The organism is Streptomyces sp. NPDC051452 (assembly GCF_044454765.1).
In the GTDB taxonomy this organism is placed as follows: Bacteria; Actinomycetota; Actinomycetes; order Streptomycetales; family Streptomycetaceae; genus Streptomyces.
The window spans coordinates 814,786-832,856 of record NZ_JBITEB010000002.1; the positions used below are offsets into that span (position 1 = coordinate 814,786).

Annotated in this window: 16 protein-coding genes; 11 read left to right on the forward strand and 5 right to left on the reverse strand. The window is 74.7% G+C overall.

The genetic code is table 11. The annotated features are described in order from the left end of the window. Positions 1-38 precede the first annotated feature (38 nt). Positions 39-578 (reverse strand): GNAT family N-acetyltransferase, encoded by a 540-nt coding sequence (locus tag ACIBA9_RS09015; protein ID WP_399361272.1) that lies wholly within the window; start codon positions 576-578, stop codon positions 39-41. Between the two features lie 70 nt (positions 579-648). Between ACIBA9_RS09015 and ACIBA9_RS09020 the strand changes: the two genes are divergently transcribed. From ACIBA9_RS09020 to ACIBA9_RS09040, 5 genes are all read left to right on the forward strand, one after another. Further along, on the forward strand, positions 649-1,041 hold the full coding sequence (locus tag ACIBA9_RS09020) for a VOC family protein (RefSeq protein WP_399361083.1): 393 nt from the start codon (positions 649-651) through the stop codon (positions 1,039-1,041). A gap of 166 nt (positions 1,042-1,207) precedes the next feature. Beyond that, positions 1,208-1,831 (forward strand): hypothetical protein, encoded by a 624-nt coding sequence (locus ACIBA9_RS09025; protein ID WP_399361085.1) that lies wholly within the window; start codon positions 1,208-1,210, stop codon positions 1,829-1,831. Continuing rightward, positions 1,828-2,406: a toxin-antitoxin system, toxin component gene (locus ACIBA9_RS09030; RefSeq protein ID WP_399361087.1), complete on the forward strand. Its 579-nt coding sequence runs from the start codon at positions 1,828-1,830 to the stop codon at positions 2,404-2,406. Before ACIBA9_RS09025 ends, ACIBA9_RS09030 begins: the two co-directional genes overlap by 4 nt. Before the next feature lie 4 nt (positions 2,407-2,410). Continuing rightward, positions 2,411-3,604 (forward strand): MAB_1171c family putative transporter, encoded by a 1,194-nt coding sequence (locus ACIBA9_RS09035; RefSeq protein WP_399361089.1) that lies wholly within the window; start codon positions 2,411-2,413, stop codon positions 3,602-3,604. Continuing rightward, on the forward strand, positions 3,601-5,022 hold the full coding sequence (locus ACIBA9_RS09040; RefSeq protein WP_399361091.1) for an FAD-dependent oxidoreductase: 1,422 nt from the start codon (positions 3,601-3,603) through the stop codon (positions 5,020-5,022). The genes ACIBA9_RS09035 and ACIBA9_RS09040 overlap by 4 nt, the downstream gene beginning before the upstream one ends. 68 nt (positions 5,023-5,090) lie before the next feature. Here the strand turns inward: ACIBA9_RS09040 and ACIBA9_RS09045 are convergent, their stop codons facing one another. Both ACIBA9_RS09045 and ACIBA9_RS09050 read right to left on the reverse strand, forming a co-directional pair. Further along, positions 5,091-5,711, reverse strand: coding sequence for a MarR family winged helix-turn-helix transcriptional regulator (locus ACIBA9_RS09045; RefSeq protein WP_399361093.1), 621 nt, complete (start codon positions 5,709-5,711; stop codon positions 5,091-5,093). Continuing rightward, positions 5,708-7,375, reverse strand: coding sequence for an FUSC family protein (locus ACIBA9_RS09050; protein WP_399361095.1), 1,668 nt, complete (start codon positions 7,373-7,375; stop codon positions 5,708-5,710). The genes ACIBA9_RS09045 and ACIBA9_RS09050 overlap by 4 nt, the downstream gene beginning before the upstream one ends. Before the next feature lie 156 nt (positions 7,376-7,531). Here ACIBA9_RS09050 and ACIBA9_RS09055 point away from each other — a divergent pair, with 156 nt between their 5' ends. The 4 genes from ACIBA9_RS09055 (at position 7,532) to ACIBA9_RS09070 (ending at position 10,755) form a co-directional block, all read left to right on the forward strand. Further along, entirely contained in the window at positions 7,532-8,101 is a 570-nt protein-coding gene (locus tag ACIBA9_RS09055) for a DUF5134 domain-containing protein (protein WP_399361097.1), read from the forward strand. Positions 8,102-8,197: 96 nt separating this feature from the next. Next, positions 8,198-9,133: a M56 family metallopeptidase gene (locus ACIBA9_RS09060; RefSeq protein ID WP_399361099.1), complete on the forward strand. Its 936-nt coding sequence runs from the start codon at positions 8,198-8,200 to the stop codon at positions 9,131-9,133. A 214-nt stretch (positions 9,134-9,347) separates the two neighbouring features. Further along, positions 9,348-10,055, forward strand: coding sequence for a phosphatase PAP2 family protein (locus ACIBA9_RS09065; protein ID WP_399361101.1), 708 nt, complete (start codon positions 9,348-9,350; stop codon positions 10,053-10,055). A gap of 10 nt (positions 10,056-10,065) precedes the next feature. Continuing rightward, on the forward strand, positions 10,066-10,755 hold the full coding sequence (locus ACIBA9_RS09070; protein WP_399361103.1) for an HAD family hydrolase: 690 nt from the start codon (positions 10,066-10,068) through the stop codon (positions 10,753-10,755). A 43-nt stretch (positions 10,756-10,798) separates the two neighbouring features. Here ACIBA9_RS09070 and ACIBA9_RS09075 read toward each other — a convergent pair whose 3' ends face one another. Further along, the gene (locus tag ACIBA9_RS09075; RefSeq protein WP_399361105.1) at positions 10,799-11,047 is read right to left on the reverse strand and encodes a DUF2630 family protein; all 249 of its coding nucleotides are present in this window, start codon (positions 11,045-11,047) and stop codon (positions 10,799-10,801) included. 243 nt (positions 11,048-11,290) lie between these two features. Between ACIBA9_RS09075 and ACIBA9_RS09080 the strand changes: the two genes are divergently transcribed. After that, positions 11,291-11,965: a TetR/AcrR family transcriptional regulator gene (locus tag ACIBA9_RS09080; protein ID WP_399361107.1), complete on the forward strand. Its 675-nt coding sequence runs from the start codon at positions 11,291-11,293 to the stop codon at positions 11,963-11,965. 100 nt (positions 11,966-12,065) lie between these two features. Next, complete coding sequence (locus tag ACIBA9_RS09085; RefSeq protein ID WP_399361109.1) at positions 12,066-13,442, forward strand: FAD-dependent oxidoreductase; 1,377 nt, start codon at positions 12,066-12,068, stop codon at positions 13,440-13,442. Positions 13,443-13,733: 291 nt separating this feature from the next. Here ACIBA9_RS09085 and ACIBA9_RS09090 read toward each other — a convergent pair whose 3' ends face one another. Beyond that, complete coding sequence (locus tag ACIBA9_RS09090) at positions 13,734-18,068, reverse strand: HAD-IC family P-type ATPase (protein ID WP_399361111.1); 4,335 nt, start codon at positions 18,066-18,068, stop codon at positions 13,734-13,736. Positions 18,069-18,071 lie beyond the last annotated feature (3 nt).

Consider the following 18,071-nt stretch of genomic DNA (forward strand, 5'->3'; position numbering starts at 1 on the left):
CCGGGACGCGGTGCGGGTGGACGCCGCCTCCGGGCCCGTCACACCAGCGGCTTGACCAGCAGCTCGAACTGGAGGTCGGGGCGCTGGGGAATGCCGAAGCGCTCATCGCCGTACGGGAACGGGGTCATCCTTCCCGTACGGCGGTAGCCGCGGCGCTCGTACCAGGCGATCAGGTCGTCGCGCACGGAGATCACCGTCATGTGCATCTCGGCGGCGCCCCAGGCCTCGCGGGCGTGCCGTTCGGCCTCGGCCATGACGGCCTTGCCGAGACCCGATCCCTGAAGGCCCGGGTTGACCGCGAACATGCCGAAGTAGACGTGGTCGCCGCGGTGTTCGAGCTGGCAGCAGGCGACGATCGCGCCGTCCCGCTCGACGGTCAGCAGCCGGCTGGCGGGCGACTTGATCACCTCCAGCACGCCGTCGGAGTCGGTCCGCTGCCCCTGGAGGATGTCCGCCTCCGTGGTCCACCCGGCCCGGCTGGCGTCCCCGCGGTACGCCGACTCGATCAACGCGACCAGCGCGTCGACGTCGGCGTCGGTGGCGTCACGGAAGGTGAGTCCGGTGGCGGCGGTGTCCATGGGGCGGTCTCCGATCTCGGGCGCGGCTGAGCCGGACATGAGCGTAACCCTGCCGCTAGGCTCCGCACGCATGGTGCATGTACTGAGCAGCCGGACACTCCTGCGGCCCACCGACCCCGAGCGGTCCCGCGCCTTCTACGGCGAGCGGCTGGGGCTGCCCGTCTTCCGCGAGTTCGGTACCGGCCCCGAGCGGGGGACGGTCTACTTCCTCGGCGGCGGGTTCCTGGAGGTGTCCGGACGGTCCGACACCCCGCCCTCCCCCGCCGTGGCGCTCTGGCTCCAGGTCGAGGACGCGACGGCCGCGCACGAGGAGCTGCGGGCGAAGGAGGTCGGGATCGTCCGGCCGCCGGTGCGGGAGCCGTGGGGCCTGGTCGAGATGTGGATCGCCGACCCCGACGGCACACGGATCGTGCTGGTGGAGGTACCGGCCGACCATCCACTGCGGTACCGGCCGGGGATCTAGAGCCCCTCTCTCGGATCTCGCCGGGCGCGCGGCAGCCAACGATCGTTGCCCGATCGGGAAACGATCGTTCGCGACGTCTGGATCGGAGCCCGGCCAGGCCGCTAGGTTCGGTCCGATGCGTTCACCGAGCGCAGCCAACCACCGTTCACCGCTGGGAGCTTCACTCATGAGTGAGCCATGTCCTCCCCTTCGTCAGACGCTGGCCCGCATCGAGGAACTGTGCACGGCGTACGGCTTCGACCGCGGCGAGGTCCTCGACACGGCCCGCCTGGGCCACGACACCGGTGTCCCCGAGGAGGACGTGCGCAGCCTGCTCGACGGCCGGGAGGTCGACGAGCGGGACCCGGACGCGCGCGTGCGGGAACGCGTGGTCTTCCTCTACGCGTCGCGCGGGGGCGCCGGGGGCGAGCGGTTCGACGTGCGCGAGATCGCCGCCGCCATCGGGGCGACGCCCACCTGGACGCGCAAGCTCGTCACGGGAGAGGCGAAGCCGAGCATCGTGGCCGGCCACGCGCTGGCCCGGTTCTACGGTGTGGCGACGGCGTTCCTCACGGACCCGCCGGCCGACGCCTTGAACCGGGAACTGCAGCCCGTCCTCTTCGATCTCGAACTGCGCGCCGATCCCGAGCGGAAGCTGAGGGATCTGGGCATCGTCCACGTCAGCGCCAGAGGCTCCGGATGGACGCGGGACCAGTTCACCGAGATGACCAGATGGGTGGCGAACATCGCCAAGGACCTACAGCGCGTGGCGGACACCGTCGCGATGATGGAGCCGGAGGAGAACCGGTGAGGGCTGCCGGCCGTCTGGCCCGGGAACAGCGCAGGCTGATGAGTGAACTCGGTACGGCCGTCGCCCACCGGGTCGGCGTCCCCGCGCTGCCCAGGGCCGTCTTCGAGGCGCTGTGCGCCGCGATGAGCGAACGCCGGCGCCGCCCGGTCGCGCTGAACATCCTCCGGTTTCCCGAGGAGATCGCCACCACCACGACCGGCCTGTGGCTGGACCTTCCCGAGCAGGACGTCGTGGTCGTCGAGGAGAGCCTCACCCCCGACCACCAACTCGTCGTTCTCGGGCACGAACTGTGGCACATGCACGCGGGCCACCGCGGTCACGACCTCGGCGGCGCGTCGATCGCGGCGCGAGCGGCGCTCGCCGCCGAGGTGGACTGGCCGGAGATGGTCCGCCGGGTCGCGGCCCGCAGCCACTCGCACCAGGCGGAGGAGATCGCGGCGGAGACGTTCGGGCTGCTCCTGGGGAGCCAGGCGCGCACCTGGCTCGTCGACCCGGGCAATGCCGGCGTCCGGCAGCTCGACGAGGTCGCCCGGCGCATCAACGCCTCACTGGGCTACCCCGGACCGCAGGGATGACGACGTGAACGCGCGGGAGTTGGTCTACAACCCGTACAGCCTGACGGCGGTGGTCCTGGTCGTCTCGCTGGCCTACAAACTCCCGGCGGTGATCCGGTCCGGCCGCAACCCGTTGCTGCGCCAGGTCGGCGGACTGCTGCTGGCGGCCTGCGGTGTCTTCATCTTCGCCGCACCGCCCACCATCAGGGTCGTCAACGACGTCACGGGCGTCACCAACTTCTCGGCGCCGTGGGTCTACAGCCTGCTCACCGGCTTCTGCGCCTCGTGCCTGCTGCTGATCATCAAATGGCGCGGCGGCCCGGCGGCGAGTATCCGCCGGGCCAAGTACTGGGTCTACGGCAGCTACGGGACCCTCGTGTCCGCGCTCTGGATCCTCTTCGCGCTGGGCGACCACGGTGTCGAACGACTGCGCGACCTGGACACCTACTACGCCAACACGCCGTACATGCGCGAGATGATCGTGCTGTACCTGCTGGGGCACACGGTGGCGGTCCTGATCACCTCGGCCCTGCTGTGGAGTTGGGAGGGCCGGGTCCGCGGAACGGGCTGGCTGCACCGCGGTGTCGTGCTCCTCGGCGTCGGCTACGCCATGAACCTCCTCTACGACGGGGTGAAGCTGACGCCCATCGTCGCCCGCTGGACCGGCCGCGACGACCTCGACTGGATGAGCACCGACCTCGCGCCGCCGATCGCCGCCCTGGTCGGCCTGCTCATCGCGCTCGGCTTCATCCTGCCGCACGCCGGGGAGCGCCTGTCGCACTGGTGGGCCATCCGCAGGGAGTACCGGGCGTTGCGCCCCCTGGCCCGGGTGCTGCACTCGGTGCCCGCCGCGTCGGCGCCCGTGGCGCTCGGCCGGTTCGCCCCGATCGAGCTGCGTCTGACCCGCCGTCAGACCTTCATCCGGGACGCCCTGCGGCACGTCGCCCCGTTCATGGACGCCGCCCTGCGCGAACGGACACGTGAACACCACCTCACCGTCGGCGGCGAGCCCGCCGCGGCCGAGGCCGCCGCCGACGCCGCCACCATCACGGCCGCCGTCCTGAGCCTGCGCGCCGACGATCCGAAGGCCCCGGAACGTCCCCTGCAGCAGCCGCCGGAGAGCATGCAGGCCCTTGTCCCCGTCTCCCGCGCTCTCCGGCGGGATGGCGTGCGGCCCCGCCGGACGGCGGCCTCCCGAGAAGAAAGCGTGATGTCATGAGCGCGAGCGCCACCGGACCCGCCACCGCCCGCGACCGCCGGCGAGCGGTCGTCATCGGCGGGGGCCTGACCGGGATGCTCGCGGCGCGGGCCCTCGCCGGCGAGGCGCACGTCACCGTCGTCGAACGGGACACCCTGCCGGACGCCCCCGGGCCGAGGAAGGGGCTGCCGCAGGCCCACCACGTCCATCTGCTGTGGTCCGGCGGTGCGGACGCCATCGAGGCCCTGCTTCCCGGCACGGGCGACGCGCTCGCCGCCCGGGGGGCCCGCAGGATCCCGCTGACCACGGGGATGGTCGCCTACAGCCCCCAGGGCTGGTTCCGCCGCTGGGACGAGAGCCACTATGTGATCGGCTGCAGCCGGGACCTCCTCGACTGGGTCGTCCGCCGCCAGGTGCTGGCGGACCCCCGCGGCCGTGTCACCGTGCTGCCGCGCACGGAGGTCCTCGGGCTGGAGGGCGACGCCCGCGCCGTCACGGGTGTCCGCGTCCGGCGCACCGGCGCCGGGACGGAGGTGCTCCGTGCCGACCTGGTCGTCGACGCGAGCGGGCGGGCGTCCCGGACCCCGCACTGGCTGCGTGAGCTGGGCGGCCCGGAACCGGCCTCGCGCGAGGTCGACCCCGGGCTCGTGTACGCCAGCCGGATCTACCCGGCGCCGGAGAAGACGCACCACATGGCGTGGCCCATCGTCAACGTCCAGGCGCTCGGCCGGGGTTCGGGGCCGGGCCAGGCGGGCGTCATCCTGCCCATCGAGGACGGCCGCTGGCTGGTCACCCTCTCCGGTACCGCGGGGGGTGAACCCACGGGCGCCAACGACGACTTCCTGCCGTTCGCCCTGCGGCTGCGGCATCCCGTCGTGGGAGAGCTGATCGAGAGGCTCACCCCGCTGACGGACGTGACGGTCACGCGCACGACGGTCAACCGCCGCCGGTACTACGAGAAGGCGCCCATGCCGCGGGGACTGGTCGTCCTCGGTGACGCGGTGGCCGCCTACAACCCGGTGTACGGCCATGGCATGTCGGTGGCGGCACTGAGCGCCCTCACCCTCAGGGACACCGTGCGCCGCCATGGCTGGGCCGCCGCGGGACTGTCCCGCCGGGTGCAGAAGGGCATCGCGAGCCATGTCGGCACCGCGTGGACCCTCGCCACCGGATCGGACGTCTTCTACCCCGACTCGACCGAGCACGGGCCCACCCTGGGCGAACGCGTCGCCGCGCGGTTCGTCGACCGCCTCCTCTACACCGCCACCGGCTCCGGCCGTATCGCCCGTGATGTCACGGACGTCATGACGCTTGAGGCGGGTCCGCACCGGCTCGCCCGGCCCAGCACCCTGGTGGCGGCCATCCGCGGGCCCCTCAAACCCCAGCTGGCCCAGCCGCCGTTCACGGACGAGGAGCGCCAGGCGCTCGCGGCCTCCTGAGCCCGGGCTCGCGGGGCCCCGGGGCGCGCCGTCGACTCGCGGGGCAGACGCGAATTGTCGGACAGGGCCTAGGCAGGCCGTGCGTCCGCGCGTCCCTCCAGTCGGCTGAGCAACACCGCGAGCCGGCCCGCGAGTTCGTCCTGGCCTTCCGGGGCGAGGACGGACAGGACGGCCGTCTCGTAGGCGAGTTGCTCGGGGAGGATGCCGTCGACCAGGTCACGGCCCGTGTCGGTGAGGCGCAGATGGGCCACGCGGCGGTCGCGGGTGTCACCGCGCCGCTCGACCAGTCCGCGCTCGGTGAGCTGCTTGAGCCGCTTGGTGACGGCGGCCCCGGAGGAGAAGGTCTCCCGGGCCAGCTCCCCCGGGGTCAGTTCGTGGCCGGTGCGGCGCAGCGCGCCCAGCAGGTCGAACTCGGGGCGGCTGAGGCCGGCCCGGCGCAGCGGCGCGTCCTCGGCCTGCTGGAGCAGGGCGGCACAGCGGTTGATCCGGCCGATGACCTCCATCGGCGCGGTGTCCAGCTCCGGACGCACGGCCCGCCACTGGCGGACGACCGCGGCGACCGTGTCGCTCTGCGCGGCACCGGCCAGGGCGGGTGGATACGGCGGTCGTACGCCGGCCGCGACGTCGTTCTCCGGTCGCGCGTCGCCCGCGTCGCTCCCGGGCGCCGGTTCGCCGTTCGTCGCCGTCATGGCCGTATGTCCTCCGTGGTCCTGCGGGGGTCGTGGTCCTGCGGTACGAGGCCCTGGCGTCGTACCGTCGCGGCGAGCGTACGATGTCCGGCCTGTTCGGCGAGCACGACCCGCTCCTCGGGCAGCGCGCGCTGCCACCACTCGCCGGTGGCCGCGTCGGCCGTGCCGCGCAGCTCGACCAGCGCGGCGGCCAGGGCGCGGCGGGCGGAGGCCAGGGCGGCGGGCGCCGGCTGCGGCTCGGTCAGCAGCCGGGCGGCGTCCTCGCGGGCGCGCTCCGCCGTGGTCAGTGCGTGCTCGAGCCGGTCGCCCGCGCGGCGGTTGGTGACGGCGACGGCCGCCGCGAAGCCGGCCAGCGCGCCGACGAGGGTGTCCACGACGCGCTCGGTGATCAGCCGCCCCGGGTCCTGGAGGCCGGCGAACTCGGTGACGAGCAGGGCCATCGGGGTGACACAGACACTGCCGAGCCAGTAGTTGCGGCCGATCAGGGCCTCGGCGCCGAAGTTGAGGGCGATGGAGCACAGGACCAGGGCGACGGGGTGGCCGTGGGTGAGCGGCGCGAGGGCGGCGAAGAGGAGGACGCCGACGAGGTTGCCGACGACGCGCTGGACGCCCCGGCTCCAGGTGAGCGTGACGTTGGCCTGGTAGAGGGAGGCCGCGGTGACCAGGGCCCAGTAGGGGCGGCCGACGCCGAGCAGGAGGGAGGCGTGGCCGGCCAGCGCGCAGCCGATCGCGGTGCGTGCCGCGAGGGGCGCGTACGGGGCCAGGCGGCGGCGCAACGGCGGTCGTGGCTCGGCCAGTTCGGCCTCGACGCCGAGGAGTTCGTCCTCGGCCCCGGCGGCGGAACCGGCGCGCGGGACGCGGGCGGTGCCGCGCAGTTCGCGGGCCCAGGCGCGCAGCCGCGCGGGGTCGGTGTCGGCGGGAGCGGCGAGGGCGACCTCGGCGCGGACCACAAGCCGTTCGAGGGCGCGCCGGGTGCGGTCGCGGCGGGCGCCGCCGGCGAGCAGTGACTGCCAGGCGGCGTGGACGGCGGCGGCGCAGGCGGCGCGGGTGCGGGCATGGCCTTCGGCGGTGCCCCGGGTCTCGGCGTACGCGGCGGCGGCGTTCAGGGCGCGGGCGGTGGCGCGGCGCTCGGGGCCGTGCGGGCGGAGCAGCCCGGGCACCATGCCGACCAGCCAGGCCCAGGCACCGGCCGCCAGCGCCAGCCCGACGTGCCCGGGCACCTGGGCGAGGGTTTGCGGCGCGAACAGGGAGGCTGAGCTGATGAAGGTCAGCACCACGTTGCCGGGCGGTCCGACGCGGGTGGCGTCGCACACGGTCTTCTGGGCGGCCGCCAGCAGCGCCCCGACGGTGACCAGGACGGCGGCCCGTGAGGTGAGCGATGCCGCCAGCAGGGACAGGGCGAGCCCGCCGACCATGCCGAGCACCACCCAGGCCAGGGTGCGGCCGCGGGCGGCGTAGGGCCGGTTGTGGCCGTAGAGGGCGCACAGCGATCCGGCCATGGTGTAGAGGGCGAGGTCCAGGCGGCCGAGCGCCAGCAGGATCAGGTTCGGCGGGGTGACCGAGGCGACCACGCTGAGCGCGGGTTTGAACCAGATGTCGGAGGGGCGCGCCAGGCGGAGGACTCCGGCGAGGGGAAGGCGGCGGGGGGTGGGGGTACTGCTCATACAATCAATTTAGCATGTGTTTTACCAGTAAATAATTACTGGGCCCTCACCGGCCGTGCTCCGCCCAGTGCTCCCCGTGTACAACCTTGCGCTCGCGTGCGCGCCGCCCGTCCTGGGCATCGCACCCTCGACCGATGCTCGATCGGGGAGGTGGGCATGCACGGACCGGTGTCGGCGGCCTGGTTGCTGGTCGCCCTGTGCGCGGCGACCGGGGCCTACTGCCTGCTGCGGATGCGCAGCGGCGTCGAGGAACAGCGCCGGGCCGCGGGCGGCGAGGCGCTGATGGGCTTCGGCATGGCCGTGATGGCCGTGCCGGCCGCGGTGTTCACGCCACCGCACTGGGCATGGCCGGCGTACGCGGCCGTGTTCGGCGCGGCAGCGGTGCGCGCACTGTGGGCCGCCCGCGGCGGTCCGCACCATCTGCACCACCTGGTGGGCACGGCGGCCATGGTCTACATGTCCGTGGCGATGGCCGGGGCCCCACCCGCCGGGCACCACACGCACGGCGGTTTCGGGGTACCGCCGGTGACCGGCGCGCTCCTGCTGTATTTCACGGGTTACGTCCTCCTCTCCGGCGCCCGGCTCGTGCCCGCCGCCGCCCCCGCGACCACCCCGCGCCGTAGAACCGGCGTGACGGTCGCTCGCTGGGGCGACCGTCCCGAGCTGGCCCGGGCCTGCCGGCTGTCGATGGGCATCGGCATGGTGGCGATGCTGCTGACGATGTGAGCGCCCGGCCGCACGGCCCGATACGCGCGTTGCCTGCGTCACTTCGGTGCGGCGGAACGTATCCCCGGACGCCTTGGCGCTCATAGGGTGCTGCCCATGATGGTCCCCGTGGCCCTGCTGCTGCTCGGCGCCCTGACCGCCGTCGTCGCTCCTCGGCTGCTCGCCCGGGCCGACTGGCCGGACCGCGAACCGGTGGTGGCCCTGTGGGCGTGGCAGTGCGTCGTGGCGGCCGTACTGCTGTGCTGCGCGCTGTCGATGACACTGAGCGCCGCCGCGGCCTGGCAGGCGGTGCGCGGGCATGTGTTCGCCCCGGCCCCGCGCGCGGTCGTGGACGCCTACGCCCTCGGTGCGGCCGGTCCCTGGGCGGCGCCGACCGCCGTACTGCTCGCCTCGGCCGGAGCGTGGAGCGTCGCGATGCTGGTGCGCGAGGTCGTCGGGGCCCGGACGCGGCGACGCCGGCGGCGGGCCGAACTGCTCTTGCGCTCCCCGCTGTTGCCGGGCGAGGAGCCCACGGTCGGCCGGCTCGTGGTACTGGAGGGGGAGCGACCGGACGCCTGGTGGCTGCCCGGTACGGCGCCCCGGCTGGTCGTCACCACGGCCGCGCTGCGCCGCCTGAAAGGACGTCAGTCGGACGCTCTGCTCGCCCATGAGCAGGGCCACGCGCGGGCGCGGCACGACTGGCTGCTGTACTGCTCCAGCGCACTGGCGGACGGCTTCCCCCGGGTTGCGGTGTTCGCCGCGTTCCGGGACGAGATGCACCGGCTGGTCGAACTGGCCGCCGACGACACGGCCTCCCGGCGCTTCGGCCGGCTGACCACGGCGCTGGCCCTGGTCGGACTCAACGAGGAGCGGGGCGTGTTCGGCCCCTGCCCGACCCCGCACGCCCAGGTGCCGCAGCGGGTGCACCGCCTGCTGGCACCCGCGCACCGGCTGCCCGCGCCGCACCGGCTGCGCCTGACCGCGGCCGCCGCACTGGTCCCGGTGATCCCGGTACTGGTGGCCCTGGTCCCCGCGCTGCGCGCGCTGGGCTGACCCCGCTGTTCGCGGGGCGCGGCGGGCAGGTGGCACGCGGCGCCGCGGGTGCCGTTTCGGCCGGCTCGAAGGGCCCCGGCGCCGACGGCCGACCCGGACGGCGGGCCCACGGCGGGCTCGGGCGGCGGCCCGGCTCGTTCCACCCCGCTGGCCCGGTGGCCGCCCCGTCGGCGCCCGCTGGCCCGGTGGCCGCCCCGTCGGCGAGGATCGGGGCATGCACCATCGGACCACCGCACCCCCGCCGCTTCGCTCCCACGCGCCGCGCACCGCGTCCCTCGTGGCCGCCGCCCTGGGCGCCTGTTCCGTACTGCTGCTGATCCTGGTCGCCGTCCGCTGGCACCCTCTGCTCGGCCTGGACGGTGACCTCGCCCGGACCACACACCGCCGGGCGGTGGAGGACCGCGGCCTCACGCACGTCCTGCGTGTGCTGTCGGACTGGGTCTGGGACCCGCTGACCATGCGCCTGCTCTGCGCGGCGGTGGCCGTGTGGCTGGTGTGGCGGTGGTCGGCCTGGTGGACGGCGTGGTGGCTGGCGGTCACCTGCGCCGTGACGGCGATCGTGCAGCAGACGGTGAAGGCCGCCGTCCACCGGCCCCGCCCGGTCTGGCCGGACCCCGTCGACTCCGCCCACTACGCGGCCTTCCCCTCCGGCCACGCCCTGACGGCCACGGTGGTCTGCGGCCTGTTGCTGTGGATCCTGCACCGCCACGGGCCGAGCCGAGCGGTGTGGGTCGCGGCGGTGACGGCGGCGGTGGTCTCGGTGGTCGGCGTGGGTGTGACCCGGGTGTGGCTCGGCGTGCACTGGTTCTCGGACGTGGTAGGCGGGTGGCTGTTCGGAGCGCTGCTCACGGCGCTTGCCGTCATGGTGTACGAGTGGCCGCGGCCGGCCGGTGCGCAACTGCCCGATGGGCGGCCCGGGTAGAGTCCGGCGCATGGCTGCCGTGCTGTTCGACTTCTCCGGGACGCTGTTCCGCGTCGAGTCCACCGAGTCCTGGCTGCGGGCGGTGCTGAAGGAGACCGGCGTCCCCCTGCCCGAACCCCGACTGGCCGAGGCCGCACGGGCGTTGGACGCGGCCGGGGCCCTGCCGGGCGGTGCGGAGCCGGTGGAGGTGCCCGAAGAGCTGGCCGCCGCGTGGGCGGTGCGGGACGAGAGCGCGGAACTGCACCGGGCCGCCTTCACGGCCCTGTCCCGGCGTGCGCCCCTGCCCGACCCGGCGTTGCACGACGCGCTGTACGAACGGCACATGACGCCCGCCGCCTGGACTCCCTACCCGGACGCCGCGAAGGTGCTGCGCACCCTGGGTGAGCGTGGGATCGGCGTGGGGGTCGTCAGCAACATCGGCTGGGATCCGCGCCCGGTGTTCCGCGAGCACGGGCTCGACACCTATGTGGACGCGTATGTGCTGTCGTACGAACACGGCGTGCAGAAGCCGGACCCGCGGCTGTTCACGGTCGCCTGCGAGGCGCTGGGCGCCGATCCCCGGCAGACGTTGATGGTCGGCGACAACAGGGCGGCGGACGGCGGCGCGGCCGCGCTCGGCTGCGGGGTGCACTTCGTGGACCACCTGCCGGTCGACCGCCGGCCCGACGCGCTGCTGCCCGTGCTGGATCTCGTGGGCTGAGCGGTGCACGGCGGGCGGAGCGGGGACGACGCGCCCTGGCCGTTCAGCCCTGGTAGCCCTCGACCTGGGAGGAAGGCCGCACCTCGGCCTTGTCCGGGTTCTCCCCGAACTCGGCCTTGGCCCGTCGCTGCCGCAGCAGGTCCCAGCACCGGTCCAGCTCACGCTCCAGCCGGTCGAGCCGCGCCTGCTCCGTGGCACCGTCGATCCGGCCCGAGGCGAGGTCCGCACGGAGCCTGCGCTCGTCCTCGACCATCTGCGTGATGTTGTCCAGGATCCGCTGGTCCTGTTCCATGGCCATCCGCCTCCTCGGCTCGGCATCCGAGCCCACTGTAGGAAGCGACCGGCGGGTGTGCGACAGCAGCGTCGGCACGCTCGGCGACGGCTGGACGAAGTGCTCGCGTTCCGCGCCGTCCGTCTGAGACGATCCCCCGCGTCGCCCCAGACGGACGGCAGCACTGGACAGGCACAGCGCCAGGGCGATGCCTCCCGCGATGAGTATAGTTGGCTGGTAGCCAGTCAACGCAGGAGTTACAGGATGTCCCCGCGCAGCGCCTCGGTCAATGAAGAGTTGCGGCGGCGTTCCCGGGAGCGGCTGCTGCAGGCGGCCGTTGAACTGGTCGGTGAGCGCGGCTTCGAGGCCACGACACTGGGCGACATCGCGGACCGCGCCGGCTCGGCGCGCGGACTGGTCTCCTACTACTTCCCCGGCAAGCGCCAGTTGGTGCAGTCCGCCGTGCACCGCATGATGCACCGCACGCTGGAGGAGGCACTGGAGCGCGAGCCGAGCACCGATGACGGCCGGGAGCGGCTGGCCCGGGCCATCGACGCGATCCTCGGCCTCGCCCGGGACAGGCCGGTTCTCATGCGGCAGCACATGGCGGGGCTGCTGCACGGCGAGGGTTTCGTGCAGTGTCCGGAGCAGCGGCGGCTCTCGGAGCTGCTCGGTGACACCGTCGCCCGGTACGGCTCCGCGGACGTCTGCGCCGACTATCCGATGCTGCGGGCCGTGCTGATGGGTGCGGTGTTCGCCGCTCTGGTGCCCGGAGTACCGATGCCCGTCCCGGCGCTGCGGGCCGAGCTGTTCCACAGATACGGGCTCGACTGGGAGCTGGGCGTCCCCCCGGAGAGCGTGGCCGAGGCGGGGGCGGGCGGCCCGGACCGGGATCTCTCCCGGTTCTTCGCGACGGAGGAACGACCGATCGGCCCCTGAGGGAGTGGCCGTGTCACCCCTCCGGCCCCTGCCCTCCCGGCCGCGGCGGTGCCATGCTGGGAGCATCCGCACACCATCCTCCTTCGAGCGAGGTGCCGCCGTGCTGCGAGTCGCCGTCGTGGGTTCCGGGCCGAGTGGTTGCTACACCGCCCAGAGCCTCGTCCAGCTGGATCCGGAGGTGTGTGTCGACGTCCTGGACCGGCTGCCGTGCCCGTACGGCCTCGTCCGCTACGGCGTCGCCCCGGACCACGAGAAGATCAAGTCACTTCAGGGCAGCCTGCGCACGGTGCTGGAGCACGAGCGGGTGCGGTTCGTCGGTGGAATCCGGGTGGGCGGCCCCGGCGGTGTCCCGGTGGAACGGCTGCGGGAGCTGTACCACGCGGTGGTGTACTGCGTCGGCGCCGCCACCGACCGCCGGCTCGGCATCCCGGGTGAGGAGCTGCCGGGCTGCTGGTCGGCCACCGAGTTCGTGTCCTGGTACAGCGCGCATCCGGACGCGGCCGACGCGGGGTTCCTGCGCGGGGTGCGGTCGGCGGTGGTCATCGGGATGGGCAATGTCGCCGTGGACGTCACGCGCATGCTGGTGCGGGGCGCGGCCGAGTTGCTGCCGACGGACATTCCGCAGGCGGCCCTGGACACCCTGGCGGCGAGCGGGGTCCGCGAAGTCCACATGGTGGGGCGGCGCGGTCCGGCACAGGCCCGCTTCACCACCAAGGAACTGCGGGAACTGGGCGGTCTGCCCGGCACCGAGGTGAAGGTGGACCCCCGCGAGCTGGCGCTGGACCCGGTCGATCCGGCCACGCTGCCGGCGGTGCAGCGCCGCAATGTGGAGGTGCTGCGCGACTGGGCGGCGCGGCCCCCGGCACCGGCCGGCCGCCACATCGGTCTGCGGTTCTTCCTGCGGCCTGTCGAGCTGCTCGCGGAAGGCGACGCGGGCGGGTCGCCCGGTGGCGCCCGGGAGCGGGGTGCGGATCGGGTGGGCGCCGTGCGCTTCGAGAGGACGGTGCCGGACGGCGCCGGCGGGGTGACGGGCTCGGGCCGGTTCGAGGTCGTGCCCGCCCAGCTGGTGCTGCGGTCGGTCGGTTATCGCGGGGTGCCGTTGGACGGATTGCCATTCGACGCGGCGACGGGCACGGTCCCGAACGTGGCGGGCCGGGTCGTGCGCGACGGCGTCCCCTCGCCCGGCGAGTACGTCGCCGGATGGATCAAGCGCGGCCCGACGGGCGTCATCGGCACCAACCGGCCCTGCGCCAAGGAGACGGTGCTCTCCCTGCTCGCCGACGCGCCCGCGCTCGCCCGCGGGGACGTGCCGGCGGATCCGGTGGCGACGCTGCGGAGCGCGGGCGTCGACCCCGTCTCCTGGAACGAGTGGCTGTCGATCGAGCGGGCCGAGGCCGCGCTGGGAGCGGGCCTGGGCCGCGGCGTGGTCAAACTGGCCGACTGGGAAGGGCTCCTGGGGGCCGCCCACCGGTCGTGACGCCCGGCCACCCCCGGGGCCGGCAAGCCCAAGCGCCTCCATCCGGCAGGAGGCGGGCGATCGTCTCCTCCAGGCGAGGCAGGGTCCGTTTGCCCGCCCAGCGCCAAGGCGAATCACGGCCACCACCCCCCCAACCGGGGCCCGGCAGAGCCGGCAAGCTCAAGCGGCTCCATCCGGCAGGAGGCGCACGATCGTCTCCTCCAGCCGAGGCAGGGCCCGTTTGCCCGGCCAGCGCCAAGGCGAATCGCGGCCACCACCCCCCCAACCGGGGCCAGGCAGGGCCGGGCAAGCTCAAGCGGCTCCATCCGGCAGGAGGCGGGCAATCGTCTCCTCCAGGCGGGGCAGGGTCCGTTGCCCGGCCAGCGCCAGGGCGATCGCGGCCACCACCCCCGCCCAGGCGACCGGGCCGAGCGGGGTGCAGCCGAAGAGGCGGCTGACGCCCGGGGTCTGCACCACGACGACCAGGGCCACGGCGGACCCCAGGCACGTCACCTGCACCAGGTGGCTGTCGCGCCGGTCCAGCAGCGTCTGCGCTAGCTGCGTGCCGACCACTCCGCACAGGGCCATGGTGCCGGAGCGGCGCGCGGTGCCGGGGGTGAACCGGCCGATGAGCCAGGCCGTCAGCGCGCCCAGGCAGGTGGTCAGGGCCCGGTGCCGGATCTGCCGCAGCAGCGGCTCGCCCAGCACACCGGCCGCCTCCTCCACATGCGCCAGGTCCGCCTCGTCCTCCTTCTCGGTCACCGCCACGGCCATCGACGGGAACAGGTCGGTGAACAGGTTCACCATGAGCATCTGCCGGGTGGACAGCGGCGCCCTCCCGGACAGCAGCGTGCCGAGGATGCCGAAGCCGATCTCTCCCGCGTTGCCACCGATCAGGATGGCGATGGCGTCGGCCACGCTGTGCCACAGCGCGCGGCCCTCGCCGACCGCGTCGATCAGAACGGTCAGGTCGTCGGCGGTGAGGACGATGTCGGCGGCGTTGCGCGCGGCGGTCGAGCCCCGCGCGCTGATGCCGACGCCGATGTCGGCGGCCCGGATGGCCGCCGCGTCGTTGGCGCCGTCGCCGACCATGCCGACCACCCGGCCCGCGTCCCGCAGCGCCTCCACGACCTGGAGCTTCTGTTCGGGCGCCACCCGGGCCACCACCCCTGCGTCGCGCAGCATACGGGCGCGGGCCGCCCGGTCCGCCCGGGCCAGTTCGTCGCCGGTCACCACGACGGTGTCCTCGGGCCAGCCCAGGTCGGCGGCGATGGCCCGCGCGGTCTGCGGGTGGTCGCCGGTGAGCATGACCGGTCGTACGCCCGCCTTGCCCAGACCGCTCACCAGGGCCGTCGAGGTCTCGCGGGCTACGTCGGACAGCGCGAGCAGGCCGACGAACTCCAGCCCGCCCAGCGGCTGTTCCAGCATCCCCTCGCCCTGGCCCTCGTCCTCGCCCAGCCGTCGTCGGGCCACGGCGAGCACGCGCAGACCGTCCCCGGCGAGGGCGTGCGCGGAGTCGGAGGCGTGCTCGGGCAGGCCGGAGCAGGCGGGCAGTACGGTTTCCGGCGCGCCCTTGACGAAGAGCACGGGCGGGCCGGCCCCGACGCGGCCGACGGCGGCGGCGTAACCGCGTCCCGCCTCGAAGGCCAGGTCGGCCAGGCGGGTCCAGTCCGGGTCGGGACCGGCGGCCGCCAGCACCGCCTCGTCGGTGGCGTGCACCGGGCGGTCGGATCCGTCGTCGAGCTGCGGACAGGCGCGTGCGGCGGCCCGGATCGTGTCGGCGGATCCCGGGTCGCGCACCGCGCGGACGGTGCCGTCGGCGTCGGTGGTGCGCACCAGCCGCAGACGGTTCTCGGTGAGGGTGCCGGTCTTGTCGAAGCAGATGGTGTCCATGCGGCCCAGCGCCTCCAGGGTGCGCGGGGTGCGCACGAGGACACCGCCACGGCTCAGTCGCCGTGCCGCCGCCAGCTGTGCGACCGTGGCCACGAGGGGCAGGCCCTCCGGCACGGCCGCCACGGCCACGGCGACACCGCCGCTGACAGCTTCGCGGATGGGGGTGCCGCGCAGCAGGGCGAGACCGGTGACGGTGGCACCGCCCGCCAGCGTCAACGGCAGTGCCTTGCGGGTGAGTTCCTGCAGCCTGGCCTGCACGCCGCCGGCCGGGGGCGTGCGGGCGGCGAGGTGGACGGCGCGGGCGGCCTCGGTGTGGTCCCCGGTGTCGACGACGACGGCCCGGGCCTCGCCCACCACCACGGTCGTCCCCTCGAAGACCATGCAGCGCCGGTCGGCGACGGCCGCGTGCGGGGTCGGGTCGGTCTGCTTCTCCACGGGCAGTGACTCACCGGTCAGCGCGGACTCGTCGACCTCCAGGCCGTCCTGCCACAGCAGCCGGGCGTCGGCGGGCACCACGTCGTCCGCCTTGAGCTGGATCACGTCGCCCGGCAGCAGCCCGCCCGCCTCCACGGTGCGCACAGCGCCGCCGGGCGGCTGGCCCTTGGACGAGCCGGGCGGCGCCTCGGCGTCCGGCGGTACGACGCGCGCCTTCTGCTTCTGCTCGGCGACGAGCCCGGACAGCGCCTCCTCGGCGCGCAGCCGCTGGATGCCGCCGACCAGGGCGTTCAGATCCAGTGCGCCGACGACGAGCAGGGCGTCCATGACCGAGCCGAGGATCGCCGAGGCCGCCGAGCCGACCGCCAGGACCGGGGTGAGCGGGTCGTGGAGTTCGCTGCGCACGGCGCCGCCGAGCCGGTAGGCCCAGCGGGCCGGCGCGGCGACCGGATGCCCGGCGACACCGGCGGTCAGCTCGCGCACGCGGGCCGTCAGAGCGTCGAAGGCGGTGTGCTCGGGTGCCGGTTCGTGCTCCAGCCGTTCCCGGGCCTGGTCCGGGTCCAGCTCGTGCCAGTGCACCCGCGCGCGTGGGTGCGGCGCGCCGGCCGTCGCCACGCCGAACGCGGCCCGCGCCCCGGACAGCAGGGCGGCCGCGGCAACGGCGTCGACGGGCACGTGCCGGGACCCCGGCAGCAGGGCGAGACGGCCGCGTCCGACCCGGGACTCGCGGACGGCCACGAGGAGGCCGGACAGCGCGGCACCGGATCGGGCCAGGGTCTGGGAGCGCCGGCCGACCGCGCGGGCGGCCGGTACGGCGGTCAGCACCCGCCACACGTCGGGCAGGCCGTGCAGGGCCAGGATGTCCGCGCCCCACACGACGGCGGCGTCCCGGTCGGTCAGGGCGACGGCGAGGTCACTGGCGCGCAGGGCGGCGAGGACGTCGTGCTGATCGGCCGTGCGGACGCGGGCGACGGTGAGGACGGCTCCCCCGTCGGCGCGCGCCTCGTGCACGACGTCGTCCAGCGGGCGGCGCGCGTCGACCACCTGGTCGGCGAGCCCGGTGAAGTCCTCCAGCGCGGGGTCGTCGACGACCACGACCCGCAGCCCGGCCCGGCGCGCGGCGTCCAGCACGGCCTCGGTCCACGGATCGGCCTCGCCGTCCTCGGTACACAGCGCGCCGTGGTGCAGGACGACCGTTTCGACCAGCTCCAGCCGGCGCAGCCGGTCCGGGTCCCGGACGAGCACTCCGCCGCCGGCGAGGGCGGCGCTGAGCAGGGCGTGGAAGGCGGCGGGGCCGTAGCGGGCCGCCTTCGGCGAGCCGGCGAGCACCGCCTCGGCGGCCTCCGCTGCGTCGTGCTTCGCCAGGAGGGTGGCCGCGGCGCCCAGCAGACTGCCCGCCGACGCGTGGGAGGCGTACTCCTGGGCCGGGGATTCACGCAACGCCGGTCTCGGGGGGCCGTCGGGGGCCAGGCTGAGCCGGTCCGGGGCGCACAACCGGTCGTGCACGGCGTCGAAGGCGGCGGCCCGGGACACGGTCTCGGCGACCTGGCAGGCGCGCAGAGCGCCGTCGAGCACCAGGGAGGTGGGGGTCTGCCCGGCGCCGTGGACGGCGGCGTTCGCGCAGGCCAGCACCAGGTCCATCCGGTCGGCGCCGCCCAGCCGGTCGCACAGCCAGGCGCGGAAGCGGGGGTTCTCCCGCAGCAGCGTCACCACCGCGGTCACGAGGCGCGGTGAGGGCGGCAGGCGCATCGCGTACGCGCCGACCGCGGCGCCGATGCCGACGCCGTTGGCCGCGAGTGTGGCCACGGCGGCACGCACTCCGGCCGGGTCGGCCGGGTGGGTGATCTCCTCGGCGTCGTCGCCGTCCAGCACCAGTCCGTGCCGCTCGGCCAGTTCGGTCACCTCCTGTACGACGAGGTCGGCCGCCTCGTCGCTGATCGCGGTCACCACCAGGCGCGCGAGTCCCTCGTCCCAGTAGGCGACGAGTACGTCCGGCCGCTCGGCGAGGCTCTCGGCCAGTCGCCGTGCCAGATGGGCCTTGCCGCCCGCGTGCCGCGCCTGCGCGTGCTCCAGGGGCCGCAGGGCCAGGTGTGCGCGGGCTCCGGCCCGCCAGTGCTCGCCTGCTCCGGGCAGGGTGCTGCGGGCCACCCGCCCCACTCGTACGGCGGCCTCGGCGGCGCGCACCCCGGCGCGCGCCGTCCCGGCGGCGGCACCGGCGGCCAGCCCGACCGCGGGCGCCGCCGCCCGCGCCAGGAGGCGCGGGGCGGCGGGCAGCAGGCGTGCGGCTGCGGACGGCACGGTCAGCAGGCTGGGCACCATGGC

Bases quoted from the DNA above. Each gene is read 5' to 3' on its own strand.
- ACIBA9_RS09015 (WP_399361272.1), bottom strand. From the start codon at position 578: ATGGACACCGCCGCCACCGGACTCACCTTCCGTGACGCCACCGACGCC.
- ACIBA9_RS09020 (WP_399361083.1), top strand. From the start codon at position 649: ATGGTGCATGTACTGAGCAGCCGGACACTCCTGCGGCCCACCGACCCC.
- ACIBA9_RS09025 (WP_399361085.1), top strand. From the start codon at position 1,208: ATGAGTGAGCCATGTCCTCCCCTTCGTCAGACGCTGGCCCGCATCGAG.
- ACIBA9_RS09040 (WP_399361091.1), top strand. From the start codon at position 3,601: ATGAGCGCGAGCGCCACCGGACCCGCCACCGCCCGCGACCGCCGGCGA.
- ACIBA9_RS09045 (WP_399361093.1), bottom strand. From the start codon at position 5,711: ATGACGGCGACGAACGGCGAACCGGCGCCCGGGAGCGACGCGGGCGAC.
- ACIBA9_RS09050 (WP_399361095.1), bottom strand. From the start codon at position 7,375: ATGAGCAGTACCCCCACCCCCCGCCGCCTTCCCCTCGCCGGAGTCCTC.
- ACIBA9_RS09055 (WP_399361097.1), top strand. From the start codon at position 7,532: ATGCACGGACCGGTGTCGGCGGCCTGGTTGCTGGTCGCCCTGTGCGCG.
- ACIBA9_RS09060 (WP_399361099.1), top strand. From the start codon at position 8,198: ATGATGGTCCCCGTGGCCCTGCTGCTGCTCGGCGCCCTGACCGCCGTC.
- ACIBA9_RS09065 (WP_399361101.1), top strand. From the start codon at position 9,348: ATGCACCATCGGACCACCGCACCCCCGCCGCTTCGCTCCCACGCGCCG.
- ACIBA9_RS09070 (WP_399361103.1), top strand. From the start codon at position 10,066: ATGGCTGCCGTGCTGTTCGACTTCTCCGGGACGCTGTTCCGCGTCGAG.
- ACIBA9_RS09075 (WP_399361105.1), bottom strand. From the start codon at position 11,047: ATGGAACAGGACCAGCGGATCCTGGACAACATCACGCAGATGGTCGAG.
- ACIBA9_RS09080 (WP_399361107.1), top strand. From the start codon at position 11,291: ATGTCCCCGCGCAGCGCCTCGGTCAATGAAGAGTTGCGGCGGCGTTCC.
- ACIBA9_RS09090 (WP_399361111.1), bottom strand. From the start codon at position 18,068: ATGGTGCCCAGCCTGCTGACCGTGCCGTCCGCAGCCGCACGCCTGCTG.